This is a genomic window from Geomonas agri (genome assembly GCF_020179605.1).
GTDB classification, from domain to species: Bacteria; Desulfobacterota; Desulfuromonadia; order Geobacterales; family Geobacteraceae; genus Geomonas; species Geomonas agri.
On the sequence record NZ_JAINZO010000001.1, the window covers coordinates 670132 to 694180 of the forward strand.

Annotated in this window: 22 protein-coding genes; 17 read left to right on the forward strand and 5 right to left on the reverse strand. The window is 59.9% G+C overall.

The window, feature by feature from the left end; genetic code table 11:
- Positions 1–87: 87 nt before the first annotated feature.
- A complete protein-coding gene (locus tag K7R21_RS02940; RefSeq protein ID WP_224981804.1) occupies positions 88–1344 on the forward strand; it encodes a DUF6178 family protein in 1257 nt (418 codons plus the stop codon).
- 248 nt (positions 1345–1592) lie between these two features.
- Positions 1593–2813, forward strand: a complete 1221-nt coding sequence (locus tag K7R21_RS02945) for a hybrid sensor histidine kinase/response regulator (protein ID WP_224981805.1) — start codon at positions 1593–1595, stop codon at positions 2811–2813.
- On the opposite strand, the gene mtaB is transcribed toward K7R21_RS02945, so the two are convergent.
- From mtaB to K7R21_RS02965, 4 genes are all read right to left on the reverse strand, one after another.
- Positions 2810–4102 (reverse strand): tRNA (N(6)-L-threonylcarbamoyladenosine(37)-C(2))-methylthiotransferase MtaB, encoded by a 1293-nt coding sequence (gene mtaB / locus K7R21_RS02950; protein WP_224981806.1) that lies wholly within the window; start codon positions 4100–4102, stop codon positions 2810–2812. The genes K7R21_RS02945 and mtaB overlap by 4 nt on opposite strands.
- A gap of 204 nt (positions 4103–4306) precedes the next feature.
- Positions 4307–4975 (reverse strand): serine O-acetyltransferase, encoded by a 669-nt coding sequence (gene cysE, locus K7R21_RS02955; protein ID WP_224981807.1) that lies wholly within the window; start codon positions 4973–4975, stop codon positions 4307–4309.
- A gap of 313 nt (positions 4976–5288) precedes the next feature.
- Positions 5289–6215: a tRNA (adenosine(37)-N6)-dimethylallyltransferase MiaA gene (gene miaA, locus K7R21_RS02960; RefSeq protein ID WP_224983397.1), complete on the reverse strand. Its 927-nt coding sequence runs from the start codon at positions 6213–6215 to the stop codon at positions 5289–5291.
- Complete coding sequence (locus K7R21_RS02965; RefSeq protein ID WP_224981808.1) at positions 6215–7612, reverse strand: S41 family peptidase; 1398 nt, start codon at positions 7610–7612, stop codon at positions 6215–6217. The genes miaA and K7R21_RS02965 overlap by 1 nt, the downstream gene beginning before the upstream one ends.
- Positions 7613–7790: 178 nt before the next feature.
- Here K7R21_RS02965 and K7R21_RS02970 point away from each other — a divergent pair, with 178 nt between their 5' ends.
- From K7R21_RS02970 to K7R21_RS02990, 5 genes are all read left to right on the forward strand, one after another.
- Positions 7791–8381 carry a DUF502 domain-containing protein gene (locus K7R21_RS02970; protein ID WP_224981809.1) on the forward strand — a complete coding sequence of 197 codons (591 nt, stop codon included), beginning with the start codon at positions 7791–7793 and terminating at the stop codon, positions 8379–8381.
- A 10-nt stretch (positions 8382–8391) separates the two neighbouring features.
- Complete coding sequence (locus tag K7R21_RS02975) at positions 8392–9363, forward strand: D-2-hydroxyacid dehydrogenase (RefSeq protein ID WP_224981810.1); 972 nt, start codon at positions 8392–8394, stop codon at positions 9361–9363.
- A 685-nt stretch (positions 9364–10048) separates the two neighbouring features.
- Positions 10049–11698, forward strand: coding sequence for an AMP-binding protein (locus tag K7R21_RS02980; protein WP_224981811.1), 1650 nt, complete (start codon positions 10049–10051; stop codon positions 11696–11698).
- Positions 11699–11824: 126 nt separating this feature from the next.
- Entirely contained in the window at positions 11825–13015 is a 1191-nt protein-coding gene (locus K7R21_RS02985) for a M24 family metallopeptidase (protein ID WP_224981812.1), read from the forward strand.
- A gap of 216 nt (positions 13016–13231) precedes the next feature.
- Positions 13232–14557 carry a citrate (Si)-synthase gene (locus K7R21_RS02990; protein ID WP_224981813.1) on the forward strand — a complete coding sequence of 442 codons (1326 nt, stop codon included), beginning with the start codon at positions 13232–13234 and terminating at the stop codon, positions 14555–14557.
- Positions 14558–15042: 485 nt separating this feature from the next.
- Here the strand turns inward: K7R21_RS02990 and amrA are convergent, their stop codons facing one another.
- Positions 15043–15594 (reverse strand): AmmeMemoRadiSam system protein A, encoded by a 552-nt coding sequence (gene amrA, locus K7R21_RS02995; RefSeq protein WP_224981814.1) that lies wholly within the window; start codon positions 15592–15594, stop codon positions 15043–15045.
- A gap of 497 nt (positions 15595–16091) precedes the next feature.
- Between amrA and K7R21_RS03000 the strand changes: the two genes are divergently transcribed.
- The 10 genes from K7R21_RS03000 (at position 16092) to K7R21_RS03045 (ending at position 24005) form a co-directional block, all read left to right on the forward strand.
- Positions 16092–16301 carry a hypothetical protein gene (locus K7R21_RS03000; RefSeq protein WP_224981815.1) on the forward strand — a complete coding sequence of 70 codons (210 nt, stop codon included), beginning with the start codon at positions 16092–16094 and terminating at the stop codon, positions 16299–16301.
- Between the two features lie 148 nt (positions 16302–16449).
- Positions 16450–16863 (forward strand): nucleoside-diphosphate kinase, encoded by a 414-nt coding sequence (ndk, locus tag K7R21_RS03005; protein ID WP_183346629.1) that lies wholly within the window; start codon positions 16450–16452, stop codon positions 16861–16863.
- 65 nt (positions 16864–16928) lie between these two features.
- Positions 16929–17963, forward strand: coding sequence for a 23S rRNA (adenine(2503)-C(2))-methyltransferase RlmN (gene rlmN, locus K7R21_RS03010; protein WP_224981816.1), 1035 nt, complete (start codon positions 16929–16931; stop codon positions 17961–17963).
- Positions 17964–18052: 89 nt separating this feature from the next.
- Positions 18053–18916 (forward strand): S-methyl-5'-thioadenosine phosphorylase, encoded by an 864-nt coding sequence (mtnP, locus tag K7R21_RS03015; protein ID WP_224981817.1) that lies wholly within the window; start codon positions 18053–18055, stop codon positions 18914–18916.
- A 90-nt stretch (positions 18917–19006) separates the two neighbouring features.
- Positions 19007–19924, forward strand: coding sequence for a PfkB family carbohydrate kinase (locus K7R21_RS03020; protein ID WP_224981818.1), 918 nt, complete (start codon positions 19007–19009; stop codon positions 19922–19924).
- A 103-nt stretch (positions 19925–20027) separates the two neighbouring features.
- Complete coding sequence (locus tag K7R21_RS03025) at positions 20028–20780, forward strand: tetratricopeptide repeat protein (RefSeq protein WP_224981819.1); 753 nt, start codon at positions 20028–20030, stop codon at positions 20778–20780.
- A gap of 1 nt (position 20781) precedes the next feature.
- A complete protein-coding gene (locus K7R21_RS03030) occupies positions 20782–21651 on the forward strand; it encodes a helix-turn-helix domain-containing protein (RefSeq protein WP_224981820.1) in 870 nt (289 codons plus the stop codon).
- Positions 21652–21868: 217 nt separating this feature from the next.
- Positions 21869–22249 carry a response regulator gene (locus tag K7R21_RS03035; protein ID WP_012530095.1) on the forward strand — a complete coding sequence of 127 codons (381 nt, stop codon included), beginning with the start codon at positions 21869–21871 and terminating at the stop codon, positions 22247–22249.
- Between the two features lie 33 nt (positions 22250–22282).
- Positions 22283–22726 carry a universal stress protein gene (locus tag K7R21_RS03040; RefSeq protein WP_224981821.1) on the forward strand — a complete coding sequence of 148 codons (444 nt, stop codon included), beginning with the start codon at positions 22283–22285 and terminating at the stop codon, positions 22724–22726.
- Between the two features lie 88 nt (positions 22727–22814).
- Positions 22815–24005 (forward strand): hybrid sensor histidine kinase/response regulator, encoded by a 1191-nt coding sequence (locus K7R21_RS03045; protein WP_224981822.1) that lies wholly within the window; start codon positions 22815–22817, stop codon positions 24003–24005.
- Positions 24006–24049: the final 44 nt, after the last annotated feature.

Here is a 24049-nt window from a genome sequence, read left to right on the forward strand (position 1 = left end):
GGTACAGGGTGCGGGGTGAACCAGGGACATTGATGTATCCCCTTTATCCCTTGTGTCCCTGTTAAGAACGGTTTCAAAGGGAGTGTAATGGCAGAAAACAAGCAGGCAGCTGTAGTAAAACTTTCGGAGCGCGACTTTCGGGCGCTTTCTCTTCAACAGAAAAAGGATTACCTGAGGGCGGTGTCCGGCAAGGAAAAGATGGACCTGATCGTTGCCGACCCCGAGGCCAGGAGGCTTGCCGCCGGTCTGCAGCCACAGGAATTCTTCTGGCTCATGAAAGAGGTGGGTGAGGCGGATTCCGTGGATCTGCTGCAGCTGGCTTCCGCGGATCAGTGCGTATTTATCATGGATATGGAGCTTTGGGATGGCTGGACCTTCTCCGAAGACCAGGCTTGCCATTGGCTCACCTACTTCATAGAGGGGGGCGAGGCGCGGATTCATGAGCTGCTCAAGCACCTCGACTTCGAGCTGCTGCAACTGCTGTTGAGCCGCGAGATCATCGTCGGCGGGGGCATCGGCGACCAGGGGAACGACGATGAGCGCCTGGCCGACTACGACCACACCTTCGACGACGTGTTCATGATCAAGTTCAAGAACCCCAAACACAGCCAGCTGGTCGGGGCGTTCCTTTCCATGCTGGTCAAACTGGATAACGGGCTGTACACCGCACTCATGGAAGGTGTGAAAGGGGACGTGGACCTGGAGCTCGAGGAGCAATGCCAGCGCTTCCGCACCGGCAGGCTGCAGGACCTTGGCTTCCCGCCGCTGGATGAGGCGCTGTCGATCTATGCCCGCATCCACCCCGACCGTTTCGAACTCCAAGGGGGCAAAGAACTGGCCTCGGCGGGGGAGGGGGGACAGCTGATGCCGGTCTTTGCCGACGAGGGCACCCTGCTGTCCCGCGCCTTGGCGCGGTCCAATTCCGAGACCGCGTCACAGGAGCTGAACTACCTGGTCAACTGCGCCCTGGTGGCCGAGGGGCAGGCTTTCCACGAGCCCGAGTCCATGTTCGGGGTAATGCACAGGGTCTGCGGCTATCTCAACATCGCGCTAGAGACGTTGGCGCCGGGTGATGATAGCAAAGCGGCGCAGCTTCTGGCAGAAGAGGAGCTGAAGCGGCTGTTCCAGCTTGGCTACAGCATCGTCCTTCAGCTCAAGTTCGTTGCGCGCGACACCGAAACGGTCGATTACGCCACTGGAAAACTTCTTGCCGGTCTGAAATCCAAGCGTCCGCGTTTCTACCGCGGCCTCGACGCCGACGGTGTCGACGGTTACCGCGAGTTCCGCGACCTCGAAGACGTGCGGCGGGTATCGGACCTGCTGGCCCAGTTGCAGGGGGAATAAAACCTATTTAACAGGGATAAAAGGGATAAAGTCATAAAATCCAGGTTTTAACGCGAAGGCGCAAAGGCACAGAGTAATCTGGAAACGGGTCCACGTCTGGTTAAGCCAGATGCCTTTTATCCCGTTTATCCCTGTTAATCGTTTTTCGGTTTCCTGCTTTTGCGGACCCTGCTTTCCTGTTCGTTGCAAACCTCCTCCCTCATTGGTATCCTCTTAGGCATTTGCTGCAGCCGTCAACGGGGGGGAGGATGAAGGTCCTGGTCGTCGACGATTCCAGAAACGATCGCAAGGTCATCCGCTACAACTTCGAGTGGCATGGCTGCCATGTCGTTGAGGCCGCTAACGGCAAGCAGGGGCTCGAGGTAGCCGCGGCCGAAGCCCCCGACCTCATCATCTCCGACTGCCTCATGCCGGTCATGGATGGCTTTCGATTCCTCCACGAACTCCAGAAATTCGAAGATTTACGCAAGATTCCCTTTATATTCTACTCGGCGATCTACACCGGCAGCAGAGAGGCTGAACTCGCGGCCGCCCTGGGGGCCACGGCCTTCCTTGAGAAACCGATGCGTCCCGATGAGTTGTGGGACGCGGTGGGGCGGCTTTTGGCGGCTGAACTGGCGAGCGAACGCGACGCGCAGTCGCACGCCATGCACGAGGAGGAGTTTCTCAGGGATTACAGCCAGGTGGTGGCTACCCGGCTGGAAGAGAAGGTCAGGGAACTGACCGAGGAAAACGAGAGCCTGCTGAGATTGAACGGCGAGTTGGAGCGCAGGGTGGTGGAGCGGACCTCTCAACTGGAATCGGCCAACCGGGACCTGGAAATGTTCAGCTACTCCGTTTCCCATGATCTGCGGGCCCCATTACGACACCTCGAGGGTTTCAGCCAGGCCCTTACCGAGGAGTACGCCGCCAAACTCAACACCATAGGGAACGACTACCTGGAAAGGATCAGGCGCTCCAGCCGCCGCATGGCCGACATGCTGGATGCAATCCTGGAGCTGTCCCGTAGCGTCAGGGGAAAACTGGCCAGGGAAGACGTGGACCTGAGCGCGCTGACCCGCGAGGTCGTAGGGCAACTGGCCCGTTCGCAGCCCGAGCGCAAGGTCGATGTTCGCGTTGCTGAGGGAATGGTGACGCGGGGAGATGCGCGCCTGTTGAAGGTGGTGCTGGAGCACCTGCTCGGGAATTCCTGGAAATTTACCCAGCACCAGGCGCAGGCCGTGGTGGAGATGTTTCCAACCGAGTGGGATGGGCATTGTGCCTTCGCCGTCCGGGACAACGGGGCGGGGTTCGATATGGCCTACTCGGACAAACTGTTCTCGCCGTTCCAGCGGATGCACGGCCAGGACGAGTTCCCCGGGCGCGGCATCGGACTTGCCATTGTGAAGCGGATCGTCAGCCGCCACGGCGGCAAGGTAAAGATAGAAGCTGAAGTGGGGCGGGGCGCTACGGTGACGTTTGCCGTCTAACGCGCTGCCAGTCTACCGGTCAATTCCCCGCCGCGCGTGCCGGTGATCAACACGGTGACCTCATGGTTGACCAAATCCTCACACTCCTCGATCAGCACCGGAAGGTAGTTCCTCGATAACCCTTTGCGTCCACCCTCGTCCTTTTGCACCAGTACCTGCAGTTCCCGGCCGACGAATCGTGCCGCGTACTCCGCCTTTTTCTTTTCCGACAGGAGGCGCAGCGCCTCGGCCCGTTCCTTGATCACACGTGGCTGGACCTGGGCTGCCATGGTCGCGGCCGGAGTTCCGGGACGCTGGGAGAAGGGGAACACGTGCAAGTAGGCCAAGGGGAGCGACTCGATGAAGGAGAGCGTCTCCTGGAACTCCTCCTCAGTCTCGCCGGGGAACCCCGCGATGACGTCGGAACCGATGCTGACGTCGGGCATGGCAGCAACCAGTGCCTCTACGACGGAGCGGAACAGTGTGGTGTCGTAGCCGCGGTTCATGCGGGCCAGGACGCCGTCGGAGCCGCTTTGCAGCGGCAGGTGCAGGTGGGGGCAGACCATCTTCGATCCAGCCATGAACTCGATCATCTCGGCGGGGACCTCGGTCGGTTCCACCGAGCCTATCCGCAGCCGACGTACCACCCCCTGGTCCTCCGCCAGGCGCATCAGGCCGAGCAGGTCGGTGGCGGGCTCGAGGTCGAGGCCGTAGGCGCCCAAGTGGATGCCGGTCAGGACGATCTCCTGGAATCCCTTGGCGGCGAAGGCTGCCATGCCGTCCAGCGCCTCCTGGGGCGCGACGCTCCTGCTGGCCCCGCGAGCGTAGGGCACGATGCAGTAGGCGCAACGCGCGTCGCAGCCATTTTGTACCTGCAGGAAAGCGCGGGTATGTTCCGCGAAACTCTCCAGCGGCGTTCTCTCTCCCGAACGCTGCTGCGAGATGTCGCTCACCACTGCCTGTGGTGCATCCCCCAGACCTTTGATGAACCCGACAATGTCCTTCTTCTCACTGTTGCCCAGGATGAGGTTTACCCCCGGGAGCTTCAGCAGTTCGTCGCCCGCCATCTGGGCGTAGCAGCCGGTGATCACCACGCGTGCCTCCGGGTTCATCCGGGTGGCGCGTCTGATGAGGCGGCGGGACTCTGCATCGGTTTTGGCCGTGACGGTGCAGCTGTTGATGACGTAGATGTCGGCGCTTTCCGAGAAGGGGACGAAGCTGTAGCCGTCCTGCTGCAAGGCTTCGGTCATGGCGGCGGATTCGAACTGGTTGATCTTGCAGCCAAGGGTGGTAATGGCGATTCTTTTCATGCGGTAAAACGACCCCTAAAAGCGTTATTAACAGGGATAAAAGGGATAAAAGGGATGAAAGGGATGAAAGGAAATAAAGACAAAATCTTTCTTAACGCAAAGGCGTGGAGGCGCAAAGAAAAGATCTGAAACACCCAAGGCTTGGGGGCAAAATCTTTTGTTTGGTTTTATCCTTTGTATCCCTTTTATCCCTGTTAACGGTTTTTACCCGATTTTCTTTTTAAGTGCCTCGTGCTCGGCAGCGAGGGCGGCGTACTTTCTCTCCAATTCCCTGATCTGGTCGAACAGGCAGGAGATCGCCTTCGCTTCCGGGTCCGGCATCTTGCCGTGTTCGAGGTCCGGGCGGTCCTGCGGTTTCTCCGTCGCCATCACGACGCGTCCCGGGATGCCGACCACGGTCGAGTTGGGAGGGACTTCCTTGACCACGACGGAGTTGGAGCCGACCTTGCTGTCCTTGCCCACGGTGAAGGGCCCGAGGATCTTGGCACCCGAGCCGATGACCACGTTGTCCATCAGGGTAGGGTGGCGCTTCACCTTCTCCCAACTGACCCCACCCAGGGTGACCCCGTGGTACAGGGTAACGTTGTCGCCGATCTCGGCGGTCTCCCCGATGACCACACCCATGCCGTGGTCGATGAAGAAGCCCTTGCCGATGGTGGCGCCGGGGTGAATCTCGATGCCGGTGAAGAAGCGGCCGAGGTGGGAGGTGAAGCGCCCCAGGAAAAAGAGCTCGTGCTTCCAAAGCCAGTGTGCGACCCGGTGGAACCAGAGCGCGTGCAGGCCGGGATAACAGAAGATCACCTCCAGCACGCTTCTTGCTGCCGGATCCCTGTCAAACACCGCCTTAATGTCCGATTTCAGTCTTGCAAGCATCGGTACCCTCCCTGGCTCTTTGTACGTTACGAAACAAGCACTATCTGCTTCGCCTTTTTTTCGTAACATACCACACTGATTACGTCAATAATTAACTGCCGGGGCCGCCTCACGCCCGTTCGCTGTGCTCACTCAAGACGCAAAGACGCAAAGTAAACCTGAAATCAACGTCATTTAACAGGGATAAAAGGGATGAAGGGGATAACACCTGAAACCAAAAGATTTTAGGTTAAACCAAAAGTCTCGTAGTTTTGGCCTGGCTTTGCGCCTTTGCGTCTTTGCGTGAGCAAAGGTTTTTATGCCCTTACCCCCTTTATCCCTGTTTGAATGATGTTAGCAGGTCCAGCGACTCCGACAGCGGGTCTCCCGCACCCTCCACCCAGTGGATCACCGTGCCATGGGTTTGCATCCTCTTGAACCAGTTCTCCTGCTTCTTCGCGAAGTCGTGGATAGCGGCATTGAGCTTCTGGAACATGTCGTTCCTGGAAAGCTCGCCCTTAAGGTAGCGCGCGACGTACCGGTACTCCAGGCCGTAGAACTCGAACCTGTCCCAGCCGGTGCCGGCATCGTGCAGCCGCTGCACCTCTTCAATCATCCCCGCCTCGAGCCGCTCCCTAAGCCTCTTGGTGATCCGCTCCCTGAGCTGTGCGCGCTCCCAGCGGATGCCGATGGTGAACGGTGTCATCTCCGGCCAGGGCTCTGCGTCCCCACCCTGGTACTCGGCGATTTCGATGGCGCGCACGAGGCGGCTCGGGTCGGTGAGGTCGGTGCTGTTGTGCAGTCCGGGATTGGCGCGGACCAGTCGCTCGGTGAGCTCCGCCATCGAGAGAGCGGCAAGCTCCTCCCTCAACCCCGGATCTTCCGGTACCTCCACTAGTCGATAGCCACGCAGGACGCAATCCAGGTACATACCACTGCCGCCAACCAGGACCGGCAGGCGGCCACGCTGCGAGATATCGGAGAAGGAATCGAGGAAAAGACGTTGGAACTGGAACAGGTTGAACTCGTGGCCGGGCGGGGCGACGTCGATCAGGTGGTAGGGGACCCCCTGGTACTCGTGCAGGTCCTTCCCGGTGCCGATGTCCATGCCGCGGAATACCTGGCGCGAATCGGCCGAGATGATCTCCCCCTGCAGCCGCTGGGCAAGCTGAACCCCCAGCCGGGTCTTGCCGGAGGCGGTGGCCCCCAGTATCACCAACAGGTTGGGGGGGGCGGGCGCCTTGCTGCCGCCCGTGACCATCAACGGACCAAGCCTTTTTTCAGAACATTGACTCCCTTGATGAGTTCAAGTGCGCGGGAAAGCTGGTTGTCCCTTTGCAGCAGTTCCTGCTCGCTCGGTTCCTTGCCGACGCCGTTGACCTTGGGCAGCAGGGGCGGGTGCCCGGGGGTGGGCGGTGCGGCCGGCTTCGTTGCCGGTACAGGCTTTGTTTCGGGCGCTCCCGGCGTGGTTTCCTGCGCTCCCTGCATGTGTCCATCGAGGTCCTGCTCCCGGATTTCCGGATCGGTTTCCTTTTTCGCCGCTACCGGTTTGGCGAAGTCCACGACGATGTCCGGGGTGATGCCCTTGGCCTGGATGGAGCGGCCACTGGGGGTGTAGTAAAGGGCGGTGGTGAGTTTCAGACCGTCGCCGTTATTGAGAGTCATGACGGATTGCACGCTCCCCTTACCGAAGCTCTGGGTGCCCATGATCACCGCACGCTTGTGATCCTGCAGCGCGCCCGCCACGATCTCGGAGGCGGAGGCAGAGCCACCGTTAATCAGTACCACCATGGGATACTTAGGTTCTTTCTCGCCAATGGTCGCCGTCAGGGTCTGCACCGATGCCGCGTCGCGTCCCTTGGTGGTGACGATGTCGCCGTTGCTGAGCCCTTCGCCTATGAACCGGTCCGCCACGCGGTAGGCCTGGTCCACCAGCCCGCCCGGGTTGTAACGCAGGTCCAGGATCAGCCCGGAGAGGGGAGCGCCGTTGTCGGCTGCCAGCGTTTTCAGTGCCTTGTCGAAGTCCTCTCCGGTCCGCTCCTGGAATTCAGCGATGCGGACGTAGCCGTAGCCGGGCTCCAAAAGACGGGCCTTGAGGCTCTTGGTCTTGATGATGGCGCGGGTCAGGCGGAAGGTAAGCGGTTTCGCCGCACCCTCCCGGACGATGGTGAGGGTGACCTGGGTCCCGGGGGTGCCGCGCATCCTGCTCACGCATTCGTTGATGGGGAGATCCTTGGTCGGCTTGCCGTCGATCTGGAAGATGTGGTCGCCGGCGAGTATCCCGGCCCGAAAGGCGGGAGTGTCCTCGATGGGAGCGTTCACCATCAGCTTGCCGTTACGCATGTCCAGCTCGATGCCGACACCACCGAAGGCGCCGGCCATGTGGACCTTCATCTCAGAGTATTCCGTGACCGGGAGGTAGGTGCTGTGCGGGTCGAGCGCGGCCAGCATCCCGTTGATGGCGCCGGTCATCAGTTTCTTGTCGTCGACCTTGTCGACATAGCTTTCCTTGACGATGTCGACTACCTCTTTGAACATGGAAATGTACTCCGCTTCACTTCTGCGGGCACGTTCTTCCTTGTCCAATAGCGGCGCGAGAAAGAAGATGGCGGAGAGGACGGCGGCGACAGCGGTTATGGCGAACGCTTTTTTCAACATCGGGGGAGCCTTTGACGCGAATCTGAAGGATTAATGTTTAACGTGCTAATGTAGTTTTTGCGCGTGTAGTTGTCAACCCATTTGCCCCAGCCGAGGCGTGCTCTGCGCACTGCCAAAACCGTTGACACTGCTGCCACTTTGTTGCATAACGCAGACGAAGTCTATTACGGAGGCATACGTGGACAACATCATCAAGCATTTCAAGGGGAAATTCATCACCGGCCTGTTCGTGGTGGTACCCCTGGGCATCACCATATTCATCCTGAAGTTCCTGTTCAACTTCGCCGACGGCATCCTGGGGAGCTACCTGGATTCGCTGCTGGCCGCGCTGATCAACGACCACTCTTATATTCCCGGCCTGGGGATGCTGACCGGCATGGTCGTGATCTACCTGTCCGGGGTCCTGGCGACCAACGTGATGGGGACCAGGATTCTCAGGTGGTGGGACGACCTGTTCTCCCGCATCCCCCTGGTGAAGTCGATCTACAACTCCAGCAAGCAGTTGACCCAGGTCTTCAAGGAGGGGAAGACCTCCTACCGCAGGGCCGTCTTCGTCGAGTGGCCGCGCACCGGCGTCCGCGCCGTCGGCTTCGTCACGGCCGAGGTGGAGCGCGACGGCGAGAAGCTGGTGGTTGTTTACGTTCCCACCATGCCCAATCCCACCTCAGGCTTTGCCCTTTTCTTCAGGGAGTCCGAAGTGTACGACTGCGGCATGACAGTGGAAGATGCGGTGAAGTTCGTGGTTTCAGGCGGCGTGGTGGTCCACTAGGGAGGTTCTCGTGAAGATAGTGGTGCTCGACGGTTACACGCTGAACCCCGGTGACAACTCCTGGGACGCGGTGGCCGCTTTCGGGGAACTGGTCGTTCACGACCGTACCCCCGAGGAACTGGTGCTGGAGCGCTGCCGCGGTGCGCAGATCGTGCTCACCAACAAGACCCGCCTTGGTGCCGCCACGCTGGCCCAGCTTCCGGAACTGCGGCTCATCTGCGTGCTGGCCACCGGCTACAACGTGGTCGATCTCGCAACGTCGGCGCAACTGGGAATCCCGGTAGTCAACGTCCCGGAGTACGGCAGCGACTCCGTGGCTCAGCACACCATCGCGCTGCTGCTGGAACTGACCAACCGCGTGGCCCAGTACCACGATGCGGTGCAGCGGGGTGAGTGGAGCCGTTCTGCGGATTTCACTCTGGTGGCGCAGCCGCTCACGGAACTCAAGGGCCGCTCGCTCGGGATCGTCGGGTTGGGCCGGATCGGTGCCCGCGTCGCTGCCATTGCCGCTGCATTGGGGATGGAGATCCTCGCCTGCAACCCGCGCAGCAGGGTGGCCCCGGAAGGAATCTTAGTCCAGTGGTTGGAACTAGATGATCTCTTCGCCCAGGCGGACGTGGTAAGCCTGCACTGCCCGTTGACGGAAGCAAACGAAAGAATGGTCAACGCAGGGAGGCTCCGCCTGATGCGCCCCCATGCGTTGCTCATCAACACCTCGCGCGGCGGGCTGGTCAACGAGTGCGATCTGGCCGAGGCACTTAACGCCGGGCTGATCGCCGGCGCAGCCGTCGACGTCGCTGCGATCGAACCGATTCCGGCCGAAAGTCCGCTGCTGCACGCCAAAAACTGCATCATTACCCCGCACGTTGCCTGGGCCACGCTGGCCGCCCGCCGCCGCCTGATGGCGACGACGTCTGGCAACATTGCAGCTTTCCTCGCAGGTACCCCGCAGAACGTGGTGAACGGGGTGCAGGTGGTCTAACCACCGTCAAATCCACCCTGGAATCCCCCCTCCGTAAAGGGGGGACTCCAGGGCACGTGGCCGCTGGTCGTCAACATCTTCAGACTCCCCGAAACTATAAGTGACCTTCACAGATGGTTGATGCGGCTTTCCCGGCGGCACTTCATGGCTGGCCATTTTCCGATAGCTCCCGTTCGTGGCAACACTCCTTCGAGTGCCTCGTACTTTCCGGATTGGCATTACGCTTTTTAAGCACGAAGCACCTTTCGCTACGGGGGATATCGGGCCGCTCTTCGTTAACCCCCTGTAGTTGCACTGAAAATGCTGTTTTGCCCGCCTGCTCCACACCGTTTGTGGAAAGTGCTGTGGAAAAGGCGTTGAAGACAGAGAAAAGCCTTTGTAAATTGCCCGCATCTGCAGATTGCCTAGAGAATAGGCACTGTCACGGTAACGTAGTTTCTGCTGTACCTTCAATTATATCGGCTAGTTACGCTAAGGGCGCGGTCTTTCGGGGAAAAGACCTGTCAAGCTTTTTCTTCACGCTGCACTGTCGAGGTTCGTGTTGTCGCTCACCGAACAAATGATCGGCATTCCTTAATTCTTGACATGCCGCGGGAGGCTGTGTTAATTGGTAAAACCTTTTATTTCCAATAAGTTGTTTTTACGCGAACGACTGTTTGATGTGAAGAAACAAGCAGGGGGGATCATGTCGAAAGAGATCAATTTGACGGTCGGGGCGCTTTTGGATGACATCGCCGGAAAATATCCCGATAACGAGGCGCTGGTCTACGTGGAGCGCGGGCTGCGCTATACCTATCGCGAGTTCAACGAGCGGTGCCGCCAGGTGGCCAAGGGCCTGTTGCGCATGGGGGTGAAGAAGGGCGATCACCTCGCTATCTGGGCCTATAACGTGCCGGAGTGGGTGACGCTGCAGTTCGCAACGGCCAAAATCGGTGCGGTGCTGGTAACGGTCAACACCAGTTACAAGTCTGCGGAGCTTGAGTACCTTCTCAAGCAGTCCGACTCCAGCGTGCTGTTCCTGGTGCAGGGGTTCAAGGATACTAATTATATTGAGACGCTGGGCAGCGTGGTCCCGGAGCTTGCCGGCAGCAAGCCGGGAGAACTGGCGAGCGTTGCACTCCCCTGCCTCAAGCACGTGGTTTTCCTCGGCGAAGGTGCACCGGACGGGATGATCAACTTCGAGCACATCATCGAACTCGGCGCGCAGGTTTCCGATGCCGAACTGGAGGCGGTCGAGCAGACCCTCTCCATCCACGACGTGATCAACATGCAGTACACTTCGGGAACCACCGGGTTCCCCAAAGGGGTCATGCTGACCCACCACAACGTGGTCAACAACGGCTTCAACATCGGCGAGTGCATGCGCTTCACCGAGAAGGACCGCCTCTGCATCCCGGTTCCCTTCTTCCACTGCTTCGGTTGCGTGCTGGGCGTCATGGCCTGCGTCACCCACGGCACCACCATGGTCCCGGTGGAAATCTTCGACCCGCTCAAGGTGCTGCAGGCCATCGAGCAGGAGCGCTGCACCGCCGTGCACGGCGTCCCGACCATGTTCATCGCCGAACTGGAGCACCCGCGCTTCGCCGAGTTCGACCTTACCTCGCTGCGGACCGGCATCATGGCCGGCTCCAACTGCCCCATCGAGGTGATGCGGCGCGTGATCCGCGACATGCACGCCAGCGAGATCACTATAGCCTACGGCCAGACCGAGTCCTCACCGGTTATCACCCAGACCCGTACCGACGACCCCATCGAGTTGAAGGTCGCCACCGTCGGCCGCGTGCTCCCCAACGTCGAGTTGAAAATCGTCGACATCGAGACCGGCGCGGAACTGCCTCCGGGCAAGCAGGGCGAGCTGTGCACACGCGGCTACCTGGTCATGAAGGGGTACTACAAGATGCCGGAGGAGACCGCCAAGGCGATTGATGCCGACGGCTGGCTCCACACCGGCGACCTCGCCGTCATGGACGAAAACGGCTACTGCAAGATCACCGGCAGGATCAAGAACATGATTATCCGCGGCGGCGAGAACATTTACCCGCGCGAGATCGAGGAGTTCCTCTACACCCACCCGAAGATCTCCGACATCCAGGTTTATGGCGTCCCCGACCGTAAGTACGGTGAGCAGGTAATGGCCGCCGTGGTCCTGAAGCAGGGGTGCGAGATGACCGAGGAGGAGGTCAAGGAGTTCTGCCGCGGCAGGATCGCCAACTACAAGATCCCCAAGTACGTCCGCTTCGTCGACTCCTACCCGATGACCGCCAGCGGGAAAATCCAGAAGTTCAAACTGCGCGAAATGGCGATACGCGAACTGCAGCTGGAAGAAAATGTCTGATCGTCGGCACAGCGTTGCTAATAACCCCTTGATCTGACTGGCCTGCGGGGTTGACGCGGTACCAATTGTGAGTTATCTTTCCCTCTCCTCCTCATGAGCTTCGCTCGTGGGGAGAGGGGAGGGAATATGCGGCTTACGCCGAAGAACGAACTGGAATACCGCTACAGGAAACTGCAAGTCGAGATGGTGGCCGCGAGCATGGACGCGGTCCTCATGGTGCAAAACGCCGACCTGTTTTATTTCACCGGAACCGTGCAGACCGGTGTGCTCTACGTTCCCGCCTCGGGGCGTCCGCTGTACCTCGTGCGCCGCGACTTCATGCGCGCGCGCATGGAGAGCGGGCTCGCCGACGTGGTACCGCTCCCTTCCCTGAACCAGTTGGCCGGACTGATCACCGAGCACGGCCACCCGCTGCCGCAACGCCTCGGCCTCGAGCTGGACGTCCTGCCGGTCAACCTCTACCATAGGTACTTCTCCCTCTTTCCCAACACCCAGGCGCTGGACGCCTCGCCCGCCATCAGGCGGGTGCGCATGACCAAAAGCCACTACGAGATCCACATCCTCCAGGATGCCGGCACCCAGGCCGACAAGATGTACCGGCGCGCCGTCGAGGTGGTACGTGAGGGGATGAGCGAAGTCGAGCTCGCTTCCGAACTGGAACGCGTTGGGCGCCAGGAGGGGCACCAGGGGTACGTCCGGATGCGCGCCTTCAACGGCGAGCTCTCCGGTGTCCAGGTCCTCTCCGGTGCCGACGGTGCCGCTCCCGCCTGCACCAACACGGCCCTGGGCGGCATGGGGCTCACCCCCGCCTTCGGGCACGGTGCCAGCTACAACAGGATCCGGCGCGACGAACCGATCATCGTCGACTTTGCCAGCTGCTATGACGGCTACCTGGCGGACCAGACCCGGGTCTTCGCCATCGGCTCGGTGTCCGAGCGCATGCGGCGCGGCTATGACGACATGCTGCGCATCGAGGACCTGATGATGGAGCGTGCCGTCGAGGGGGCGAGCTGGGGGGGGATCTATGACGCCTGTCTGGACCTGGCGCGGCGCATGGGCTACGCGGAGCACTTCATGGGGACTCCGGGCAGCCAGATCTCTTTCATAGGCCATGGTCTGGGCATTGAAATAGACGAATATCCTTTCATAGCGAAAGGGTTCTCCGATGAGACCCTGCAGGTCGGTATGGCCTTTGCCTTCGAGCCGAAACTCGTGTTTCCCGGTGAAGGCGCCGTCGGCATCGAAAATTCATTTTATCTCTCGGAACAAGGACTTAAGCGGCTCACCTTCTCAAGCCAGGAACTGGTACTGCTATAACGTGAATTAAAATGTATGCAAAATACTAGAACACAATTTTTTTGTGTTGAAATTGGATCTGTGCAATGGTATACATTTGAAAAATCTTTGTATACAGTATACCTACCTCACGCAACCGGCCGAGTGCTATCGGCGACCGGCGCGGTGTCAGCGGAAGATTCGATTGTTTAATTCGACGTATGTACCTCAACCCCAACAGAAAAGGAGATCTGGCACATGACGCAATTGAAAGAGAAGTTGTTTGAGAAGATCCAGGCCCACCGTCCCCGCATCACCAGACTGACCAAGGAGTTCGGCTCCGTGATCATCGACAAGGTGGACATCGGTCAGTGCATCGGCGGCGCCCGCGACATCAGGTCGCTCGTCACCGACATCTCCTATCTTGATCCGCAGGAAGGTATCCGCTTCCGTGGCAAGACCATCCCGGAGACCTTCGAGGCCCTGCCGAAAGCAGCCGGCTCCGAGTATCCGACCGTCGAGTCCTTCTGGTACTTCCTGCTGACCGGTGAGGTTCCGTCCCTCGAGCAGGTTGCTGCCGTCGAGGCAGAGTTCAAGACCCGTCAGGTCGTGCCCGAGTACGTGTACACCGCCGTGCGCGCTCTCCCGAAAGAGAGCCACCCGATGGTCATGCTTTCCGTCGGCATCATGGCTATGCAGAAAGACTCCAAGTTCGCTGCTTTCTACAGCGGCGGCAAGTTCAACAAGATGGACGCCTGGGAGTACGTGTACGAGGATGCCAGCGACATCGTCGCCCGTATCCCGGTTCTCGCCGCATTCATCTACAACCTGAAGTATCGCGGTGACAAGCAGATCGCCATCGATCCGAAACTCGACATGGGCGCGAACTTCGCCCACATGATCGGGCAGAGCGAGCAGTACAAGGACGTGGCCAGGATGTACTTCATCCTCCACTCCGACCACGAGTCCGGCAACGTTTCGGCCCACACCACCCACCTGGTGCACTCGGCCCTCTCCGACCCGTACTACGCGTACTCCGCAGGCCTCAACGGACTGGCAGGCCCGCTGCACGGCCTGGCTAACCAGGAAGTTCTCGGCTGGATCATGGAGTTCCAGAAGAAGCTCAACGGCGCCGAGCCGACCAAAGAGAACGTCACCAAGGCTCTCTGGGATACCCTCAACGCAGGCCAGGTTGTTCCGGGCTACGGCCACGCCGTTCTCAGGAAGACCGACCCGCGCTACACCGCACAGCGCGAGTTCTGCCTCAAGACCCCGGGCCTCAAGGACGATCCGCTGTTCAAGCTGGTCGCCATGATCTTCGAGACCGCCCCGGGCGTCCTCACCGAGCACGGCAAGACCAAGAACCCCTGGCCGAACGTCGACGCACAGTCCGGCGTCATCCAGTGGTACTACGGCCTCAAGGAGTGGGACTTCTACACCGTTCTCTTCGGTGTGGGCCGCGCTCTGGGCTGCATGGCTAACATCACTTGGGACCGCGGCCTTGGCTACGCCATCGAGCGTCCGAAGTCCGTCACCACCGACATGCTCGAGAAGTGGGCTGCCGAGGGCGGCAGGAAGATGTAATTCGGCTTTTGCCGGCCAACTGTAATATGAGAAGAGGGGACACCCAGGTGTCCCCTCTTTTTTTTGATTGATTCGGGATTTGAACAGCCCGCCTGTCGCTGCAAAGAACAGCATACCGATCCACGGAGCGCAGCACGCGCACTAGCGTCCTCCCCTTTGTGAAGGGGAGACAGAGGGAATTTGCTGTTGGGGTAGACCAGCAGTCGAGAGTTGAAGGTGGGTATTCTGGAGATGCTCACGCCAGCAGGTGAATATATAGGGGATGACTTTAGTTCGGGAAGAGATGTTGCTGGTGTGTTGCAAAGCCCCCCTTGTCCCCCCTTCGCAAAAGGGCGGAACTCTGCGCCGCGTGCAAAGCCTATTCGTCAAGACTCGTGACAGCTGAACCTTTAGGGGAGGGAGAGAGAGCACGTGCCGCATGGGGGAGGGGAGGGGTAAAGAAAAGCCGCCCACGGGAATGAGCGGCTGACAGGGGCGGTAGCTTACTACTGCTGTTCGCCGAATACCTCGGCGCTGAAGACATACAGGTCGGCGCCTTCCTTCCAGTCGTCCTTCTTGAGGCCGGCCTTCAGCGCGGTCTGGTTCAGGAAGGTCTCCCGGTCCCAGTGGTGCTCCACGGCGACCTGGGGGAGCAGGACCCCGCGCGAGAAGTTCTTCTCCAGGTACAGGCCGTGCTTGCCCACTTCCACCTCTTCCGGGGAAGAGATCTTGCTCAGGGGGGACAGCACGGATATCTCCAGTTCGAAGTCGGCCAGGTCGGCCTCTTTCATCGGGTAGAAACGCGGGTCCCTGGTCGCGGCGGAGGCGGCCATCTCCTGCACCAGCTGGTAGAGCGGCTTGTCCGAGTTGAAGTTGCCGATGCACCCCCGGAGCGCCCCCTGCTTCTTGATGGTGACAAAGCACCCGTGTGGCAAGGAGAGCTTGTCGTCGGTCACTTGCTGCATCTTCAGTTTGCCGGTCTGGACCGTGGCAGTGATCGCCTCCCGGGCCAGGTCCAGAAGAAGTTTTTTGTCTGCGGAATTGAGCGTATCGTTCACGGCGTCCCCCTGGGTGGCGTTGCTCCGTGCTCGCCATGGATTAATTGGGCCAAAATAATATATTTGCGAGCCGTTTACAAGAAAGAACCGTGCTGTGGCCCCAGGTTCGCTCCCGTTTTTTTACCTCTTACGGGTAAGGGGCGGTGTGCTGGCCATGCTCTGCCGAGTGAATGAGGTGGGCATCGCGTCGGGTCGGTAGTGCAGGAAGCCGCGTCGGGCAGGTTTTTTGACGCTAAAACGGCAGGTTGTGCCGCTGGCCGGGTTTTGGGGGCGCCTTTCCCGTGCCCGTCCAACAACGGAATTTGGTTTCCTGCATGTTTGGCGGGGCCATCCAAATGTTCCGGATAATCTTTTAATAATTTTTTGCGATTTCCAGCTTTAAAAACTGTTGACTTTTCCAGGAATGCTAGTATATTCGCCCTTTGTTGTCGCACGAAAAAAACCATGCGCTTTGCGCAGTAATGGTAAATCTAAAAAGAAAAGAGGTGATATCGTCAATGAAAAAACTGATCTCCTTGGCACTTTGCCTGGCTCTGGCCCTGTCCTTTGCTGCTGGCTGCAAGAAGAAAGAAGAGGCTCCGGCTGCTCCGGCTGCTGAGCAGGCTGCTCCGGCCGCTCCGGCTCAGGCTCCGATGTCCTCCGCTAAAGCTCCGGAAGCTGCTCCGGCTGCTCCGGCTGCACCGGCCGCTCCGGCTGAGAAGAAGTAAGCTGAAGCAGGGTCTCCCTGTTTCACGAAGCCCACAGATCCATCTGTGGGCTTTTTTTTGTCTCTCTATCCGGCCATTTGCCTTGACAACGGGCGGACTGGAATGCTAATTAGAAGGGTCGTCAACTACAATGAGTTCGGAGGAAACAATGGAAAGAACATTTGCCATCATAAAGCCTGATGCAGTTGAGAGGAACGTCACCGGCAAGGTGCTTGCCATGATCGAGGCCGGCGGCTTCAAGATCGTCGGCATGAAGAAGATCCTTCTCTCCAGGGCACAGGCAGAGGGCTTCTACTACGTGCACAAAGAGCGTCCGTTCTTCGGCGACCTCTGCACCTTCATGTCCCGCGGCCCGGTCATCGCGCTGGTGCTGGAGAAGGAAAACGCCATCGCCGACTGGCGCGGCCTGATGGGCGCCACCAACCCGGCTAACGCCGAGGCAGGCACCATCCGCAAGGAACTGGGCGTGAGCATCGAGGAGAACACCGTACACGGTTCCGACTCCCCGGAGTCCGCTTCCTACGAGATCCCCTACTTCTTCAATCAGCTGGAACTGGTTTAATTCGAAGCAGGTTCAGGCAGATCAAGAGCCCTTCGCGAGAAGGGCTTTTTTAGTATCCGGAAAGCATGGAAAAGACCGATATAAAGAATTTGACCCTCTCCGGGCTCGAGGCCTACATTTCCGGCCTGGGCAAGGAGCGTTTCCGCGCCAAGCAGATCTTCAAGTGGCTCTACCAGATGGACGCCATGGACTTCGACGAGATGACCAACGTCTCCAAGGATTTCCGGGCGGTACTGAAGGAGCGGGCCGAGATCAGCAACCTGGTCCCCGAGGCTGTCGAGGCGTCGGAGGACGGCACCAGGAAATACCTGTTCCGGTTGCAGGACGGCGCCAGCGTCGAGAGCGTTCTCATCCCCGACGAGGGGAGGAACACGCTCTGCATCTCCAGCCAGGTTGGCTGTGCCATGAAGTGCGCCTTCTGCCTGACCGGAACCTTTGGCCTGGCCCGCAACCTGACCACGGCAGAGATAGTGAACCAGGTCTGCGCGGTGAAGCGCGAGCATCCGGTGAACAACATCGTCTTCATGGGCATGGGGGAGCCTCTGGCCAACCTGGGTGCTGTCATCCCGGCGGTGAACATCCTGACCGACCCTGACGGCTTCCAGTTCTCCACCCGTAAGGTCACCGTCTCTACGTCGGGGCTGGTCCCCGAGATGGCGGAACTGGGGCGCGGCTGCACCGTGAACCTCGCGGTGTCACTGAATGCCACCACGGACGAGGTCAGGGACCAGATCATGCCGGTGAACCGCGCCTACCCCCTGAAGGAGCTTTTGGCCGCCTGCAAGGCGTTCCCGCTTCCTTCGCGGCGCTGGATTACCATCGAGTACGTCATGATCCGCGACCTGAACGACACCCTGGACGACGCCAAGCGCCTGGTGCGCCTGATCAGCAACATCCCGTCCAAGGTGAACCTGATCCCGTTCAACGAGCACGATGGTTGCGCTTTCAAGAGCCCGACGCAGGAGACTATCGACCGTTTCCACAAGTACCTGCTGGATAAGCACGTCACCGTGATCACCCGCTCCAGCCGCGGCGGCGACATCTCCGCCGCCTGCGGGCAGTTGAAGGGGAAGCTGGACCAGATGCAGCAACAAGATTAGACCCTTCTCCCTCCGGGGGAGGGATGTGGACGTGCGTGGCGGCAGGTGCATGATCCTAAATTTCTATTTCCATGACGCTGGAGGGAGCTATGGCTAACGAGGTAATCGGGGTAATCGGCGGCAGTGGCCTGTACGAGATGGAGGGGATGACCGGGGTGTCCCAGGTGACCGTGGATACCCCCTTTGGTCGCCCCAGCGACGAGTACGTGACCGGCACGCTGGACGGGGTGCAGATGGTCTTTCTGCCGCGCCACGGCAAGGGACACCGCTTCACGCCCAGCGAGGTCAACTACCGCGCCAACATCTACGGCATGAAGAAGCTCGGCGTCACCCGGATCATCTCGGTCTCCGCCGTGGGGAGCCTCAGGGAGGAGATCGTCCCCGGGCACATCGTGGTGCCGGACCAGTTCATCGACCGCACCCGCGGCTTCCGCAAGGACACCTTCTTCGGCAACGGCATTGTCGGCCACGTCCAGTTCGCCGACCCGGTCTGCGGCGAGCTCTCCGAGATACTGTACCGTTCGGCCGGCGCGGTGGGCGCTACCGTCCATAAAGGTGGGTGCTACGTCTGCATGGAAGGGCCGGCCTTCTCCACCCGTGCCGAGAGCCACATGTACCGCTCCTTCGGCGCCTCCATCATCGGCATGACCAACCTCACCGAGGCGAAACTCGCCCGCGAGGCCGAGATCTGCTACGGGGTCATCGCCCTCTCTACCGATTACGACTGCTGGCACGAGTCCCACGACGACGTTTCGGTGGAGGCCATCATCGAGATCATCAAGAACAACGTTGCCACCGCCAAGAAGATCATCCGCCAGGCCGTGGCCGAAGTCGCCGCCGGGCGCGGCTGCGCCTGCGGCGAGGCCCTCAAATACGCGGTGATCAGCGACACCTCGGTGATCCCGGTCGAAACTCGCGAGAACCTCGATCTGATCCTCGGCAAATACCTGTAACGCCCGTTGCGGCGCCCCGGTCGTGACCGGTGGCGCCGCTTTCATCTGGAAGCCGAACCAACCCTGACCCCGCAGTACACCGGAGGCTTTATGAGCATACTCGTCGTTGGATCCGTAGCGCTTGATTCCGTGCAGACCCCCTTCGGGGAGAGGGACCGAGTCCTGGGAGGCTCGGCCACCTACTTCTCCACCTCGGCCAGCTTCTTCACCGACGTCAACCTGGTTGCCGTCGTCGGCGAGGATTTTCCCGAAGAGCACACCAGCTTTCTCACCTCGAGAAACATTGACCTCACCGGTCTCTCCCGCGTGCCCGGCCAGACCTTTCACTGGAAGGGGCGTTACGGCTACGACCTGAACGAGGCCCAGACCCTGGAAACACACCTGAACGTGTTCGAGAGCTTTAGGCCCGTGATCCCCGAGGCCTATGCCGATGCCCAGTACCTGATCCTGGCCAACATCGATCCCGAACTGCAGATGGAGGTGTTGAACCAGGTCAAGCAACCGCGCGTGGTCGCCTGCGACACCATGAACTTCTGGATCTCCTCCAAGATCGAGGCGCTCAAGAAGGTGATCAGCCGGGTCGACTTCCTGATCATCAACGAGGGTGAGGCGCGCCAGCTCTCCGGCGAGGTGAACCTGGTCAAGGCCGCCCGCGCCATCATCGCACTGGGGGTCAAGAACCTGATCGTTAAACGCGGCGAGTACGGCGTGCTCATGTTCAACGGCCACTCCGTGTTCGCGGCACCCGCGTATCCCCTTGAGGAGGTCTTCGATCCCACCGGCGCCGGGGACACCTTCGCCGGCGGCTTCATGGGGTATCTCGCCAACACCGGCAACCTTTCCGACGAAGGGATCCGCCAGGCGATCATCTTCGGCTCGGTGATGGCATCCTTCAACGTCGAGGCGTTCAGCCTGGACCGCCTGAAGACCCTCACCTACCCGGAGATCGAGGCCCGCTACCGCAGCTTCAAGAACATGACCCATTTTCAGGGAGTAGGGGAGCTGTAACCGGGCGCTGGGACGGCCTTTGGTAAGGGGGTCCTCATTGACAATGATGATCATATCTGTTAATTTTTGCAGGTGCATTTTCGCCAGTAATCCCGTGAGGTTTATGATCCGTCCCAGAACCTTCATGCCGGTTGTCCTCCTCCTGCTTGCCTCGGGATGCGCCCTGAGCAAGGCCGAGAAGAACCAGTCCATCTACCACTACCAGATGGGGCAGTCCTTCTTTGCCGAGAACAACTTCACGGGCGCCCTTCAGGAGCTGACCGAGGCCGAGAAGCTCACACCTAAGAACCCAGAATTGCTCAACCTTTTGGGACTCACCTATTTCCGCAAGGGCCGCTACGAACTGGCGGAAACCAAGTACCTGAAAGCGATCCACCTGCGGGAGAATTACTCAGAGGCGCGCAACAACCTCGGCGTCAACTACCTGGAGATGAAGCGCTGGGACGATGCGATCACCCAGTTCAAAATCGTCCAGGAGGATCTCTTCTTCTCGGGACAGGACAACGCAGCCAGCAACCTCGGGCTTGCCTACCTGGGCAAGGGGGAATACCAGCAGGCTCTGGCCGTATTGCGCGGGCTGGTAAGCAAAAATGGCAACGACCCGCGCACCAGGGTAAACCTGGGCCGTGTCTACTTCGCCATGAACCGGACCGAACTGGCCGTGGAGGAATACCAGAAGGCTCTGCAGCTGAACGGTTCCTACGCGAGCGCCCATTATCACCTGGGTCTGGCGCTGATGAAGTTGAAGGATGCTGAAGCCGCCAAGAGCGCCTTTCAGGAAGTGGTACGGATCGCCCCCGATTCCGAGATGGGGCAGCTCTCCAGGGAGTACCTGGACCTGCTCAAGGTGAGGTAACGTGGCTGAGCCAGAGGTTGACAGCGGCGCGGAAGTGCCGGTTGGGGAATACCTGCGCGGTGTTCGTGAGGCGAAGGGGCTTGAACTCGAGGAAGCCTCCCGCGTCACCAAGATCGGCAAGAACTACCTTGCCGCCATCGAGCAGGGGGAGTTTCACAAGCTCCCCAACGCCGCCTACATAAAGGGGTTCTTGAGGCTCTACGCCGGCTTTCTCTCCCTTTCCGGGGACGAGGTGGTGGCGCGTTACGAAAAAGGCCTTGCCCCGCCCCCCGGCGCCCAGCCCGAAGCGAGTGCGCCGAGCGCTACGCACGCCACGCGATCGCAAGGGATGGCGCCGCAGACCGGCATCGACACCCTGGAGCGGGCCAGGTTCCGTAATCCGGGGCGCTGGGTCGTCCCGGCGCTGCTGCTGGTCGCCGTGGCGGTCGCCGCACTGTTCTTCAGCGAGGGCGATCAGCCCAGGGTGCAGGCTCCGCCGAGCACTCCCGCCCCGGCCGCTCCCCCGGCACCGGCGCCGGTCACCCAACCCGTGCAGAAACCGGTGAGCAGCGCGCGCAGTGCGGCTGCCCCCCAACCGGCGGGAACCGAGACCCCTGCAGCGGCACCTGCCGGCAAGCAAAGCGGCATCGTGCTGAAGTTGCGCTTCAACCGCGACAGCTGGCTCAGCATCACCATCGACGACAGCATCACCCAGCGCTACGACCTCAAAGCGGGCGACCTCATCGAGTGGAAGGGGCAGCGCTCTTTTGCCCTGGACCTGGGTGACGGCGGTGCCGTCGAGGCTGAATTCAATGGGCGGCCGCTGAAGGCGCTGGGTGAGGCGGGCAAACCGGCCCACGTGGAGCTTAAGAGCGACCAGCCGGCGCCGTGACGGCAAACGGGGACTCGTGACTTACTGTGAGTGTGTCGTCTGGATCTTCTTTCTAGGCACAATCGAACCTGCTGTTTCGCAATGTACTAAGTCTTGTTTTTTAGGTAGTTAACATGGCAGTGGATAATCGCACACACAGCTGGTAACCACGCTTGACACATCTACTCGCAGTGTTAGAATCAATCCTGCGCTTTTTAATAAGAATCTGGAGTCGATCTTGCCAAAGCAGCCGAAGCGAATACTAGTAGTAGACGACGAGGAGAATGCGCGTATAGGCCTCTCCCGGTTGCTGGCCAAGGAAGGATTCCTGGTAGACAGTGTGGCAAACGGTTTCGAGGCGCTCAATTATCTGCGCGAGCAGGAGGTGAACCTGATCGTCACCGACATCAACATGCCGGAGATGAACGGCATCACCTTCTTGAAGGAGTTGAACCGCAGCTATCCGTCGAGCAACGTGATCATGATCACCGCCTACGGGGGAGTCGAATCGTATATCGAGGCGATGAACTTGGGCGCCTTCGAATACATCAACAAGCCGGTGAAGATCGACGAACTGAAGTCGATCCTGAAAAAGATCTTCAAGGAAACGAGCCACTGAGCCACTGACCCAATGGCAAAACGGGGGGAGCAGATGCCAAACTTCGACAAGATTCTCTTTGCCACCGATTTTTCCGAGAATTCCGACCACGCCTTCCAGTACGCGCTCACCTTGGCCAAGCAGTTCAATGGCCGGCTGACCATCATTCACGTCATCAACGAACCGGTCGACCTGCGCGGTTTTTACGTCCCGCACGTCTCCTTCGAGAACCTCGAGAAGGAAATCGAGGAAGGCGCCCAGAAGATGATGGCTACCTTCGTAGCTAACAACGTCACCGGCTTCAATAACTACGAGACTGCCATCGTAACCGGCGTGCCGTGGGAGGAGATCCTGAAGCGGGCCGAGGTCGACAGTTCCTCCTGCATCGTGCTGGGGACCCAGGGGCGCAGCGGCATCGACCACCTGCTGTTCGGCTCTACCGCCGAGCGCGTGGTGCGAAAGGCACACTGCCCGGTAGTAACCGTCAGGCTTCCCTGACGGCAGCGGCATATATCCATGCGGGGCAGCGTACGCTGCCCCTTTTTTTTGACGAATGCGATTTTGATTGGAAGGAGCAGGCCCCGATATGACCACCACGGAGAAAGAGCCGCGCGGCCGCGTGCTGATCGTCGATGACGAAAAGGTCATCCTCGATCTTACCGGCATCATCCTTAAAAACCGCGGCTATGAAGTATTTACCGCCCTGAGCGCGCAAGAGGGGTTGGCGACCATCGAGGTCGAGCGCCCCGAGCTAGTCCTTTTGGACTACATGATGCCCAACATGGACGGCCTCACCGCGCTCAAGGAGATCAAGAGGCTCTACCCCGACACCTACGTGATCATGTTCACGGGCAAGGGGAGCGAGGAGATCGCCGTCGAGTTGATGAAGGCCGGCGCCTCCGATTACATCCTGAAGCCCTTCAACAACCAGGACCTCGTCGAAAGGATCGAGAGCGTCCTGAAACTGCGCGGCATCGAGCTGCAGAACAAGGCCCTCTTGAGCGAGCGCGAGCGGCTTCTGGCCGAGATCGCGGACTGGAACCGCGAGCTGGAGGCCCGGGTGCACGAGAAGAGCGAGGCCCTGTCCCGAGCGCAGGCCGAGGTGGTCCAGTCCGAGAAGCTGGCTTCCCTTGGTTACCTTTCCGCCGGGATGGCGCACGAGATCCGTAACCCGCTCAACTCCATCGCGCTGTTCGTGCAGCTCATCAAGGGGGGGCTGGACGAGCCGGAGCGCCAGGAATACGTGGAAAAGATCTTGAAGGAGGTGGACCGGATCGACAACATCCTGGGCAAACTCCTGGACGCCTCGAAGCGCCCGAGATTCGAGATCAGCGAGGTGCGCATGGACCGCATCCTCGAGCACACCCTGGAGGCCTTCACGCCGCAGCTGCGCCAAAAACGGATCAAGGTGGTGCGTGACTACAGGAACATCCCGCCTGCCATTAAGGCCGACCCCATGGAGATCGAGCAGATTTTTACCAACCTGTTCCTGAATTCCATTCACGTCATGCCCGAGGACGGGACCCTGACCGTGGAACTCGACCAGGACCAGGACTACATCAAACTCAGGGTGTCCGACACCGGCCCCGGCATTCCGCCCGAGAATCTCCCCAACATCTTCGACCCCTTCTTCACCACCAACAGCCGGGGCACCGGTCTCGGGCTCTCGGTGGTGCTGCGCATCGTCAAGACCTACCGGGGCAAGATCGAGGTGGAGAAAAGCGACCCCAACGGCACCACCTTCGCGGTTCGCCTTCCGCTCAACGCACCGAGGTAAGGGGTGGTTTCTACTTCCCTTTTCGGCCGCATTTTTGTATGATG

Bases quoted from the DNA above. Each gene is read 5' to 3' on its own strand.
- K7R21_RS02965 (WP_224981808.1), bottom strand. From the start codon at position 7,612: ATGTTGAAAAAAGCGTTCGCCATAACCGCTGTCGCCGCCGTCCTCTCC.
- K7R21_RS02940 (WP_224981804.1), top strand. From the start codon at position 88: ATGGCAGAAAACAAGCAGGCAGCTGTAGTAAAACTTTCGGAGCGCGAC.
- K7R21_RS03025 (WP_224981819.1), top strand. From the start codon at position 20,028: ATGATCCGTCCCAGAACCTTCATGCCGGTTGTCCTCCTCCTGCTTGCC.
- K7R21_RS03045 (WP_224981822.1), top strand. From the start codon at position 22,815: ATGACCACCACGGAGAAAGAGCCGCGCGGCCGCGTGCTGATCGTCGAT.
- ndk (WP_183346629.1), top strand. From the start codon at position 16,450: ATGGAAAGAACATTTGCCATCATAAAGCCTGATGCAGTTGAGAGGAAC.
- K7R21_RS03040 (WP_224981821.1), top strand. From the start codon at position 22,283: ATGCCAAACTTCGACAAGATTCTCTTTGCCACCGATTTTTCCGAGAAT.
- cysE (WP_224981807.1), bottom strand. From the start codon at position 4,975: ATGCTTGCAAGACTGAAATCGGACATTAAGGCGGTGTTTGACAGGGAT.
- K7R21_RS02980 (WP_224981811.1), top strand. From the start codon at position 10,049: ATGTCGAAAGAGATCAATTTGACGGTCGGGGCGCTTTTGGATGACATC.
- K7R21_RS03000 (WP_224981815.1), top strand. From the start codon at position 16,092: ATGAAAAAACTGATCTCCTTGGCACTTTGCCTGGCTCTGGCCCTGTCC.
- K7R21_RS02990 (WP_224981813.1), top strand. From the start codon at position 13,232: ATGACGCAATTGAAAGAGAAGTTGTTTGAGAAGATCCAGGCCCACCGT.
- miaA (WP_224983397.1), bottom strand. From the start codon at position 6,215: ATGGTCACGGGCGGCAGCAAGGCGCCCGCCCCCCCCAACCTGTTGGTG.
- rlmN (WP_224981816.1), top strand. From the start codon at position 16,929: ATGGAAAAGACCGATATAAAGAATTTGACCCTCTCCGGGCTCGAGGCC.
- mtaB (WP_224981806.1), bottom strand. From the start codon at position 4,102: ATGAAAAGAATCGCCATTACCACCCTTGGCTGCAAGATCAACCAGTTC.
- mtnP (WP_224981817.1), top strand. From the start codon at position 18,053: ATGGCTAACGAGGTAATCGGGGTAATCGGCGGCAGTGGCCTGTACGAG.
- K7R21_RS03020 (WP_224981818.1), top strand. From the start codon at position 19,007: ATGAGCATACTCGTCGTTGGATCCGTAGCGCTTGATTCCGTGCAGACC.
- K7R21_RS02985 (WP_224981812.1), top strand. From the start codon at position 11,825: ATGCGGCTTACGCCGAAGAACGAACTGGAATACCGCTACAGGAAACTG.
- K7R21_RS02945 (WP_224981805.1), top strand. From the start codon at position 1,593: ATGAAGGTCCTGGTCGTCGACGATTCCAGAAACGATCGCAAGGTCATC.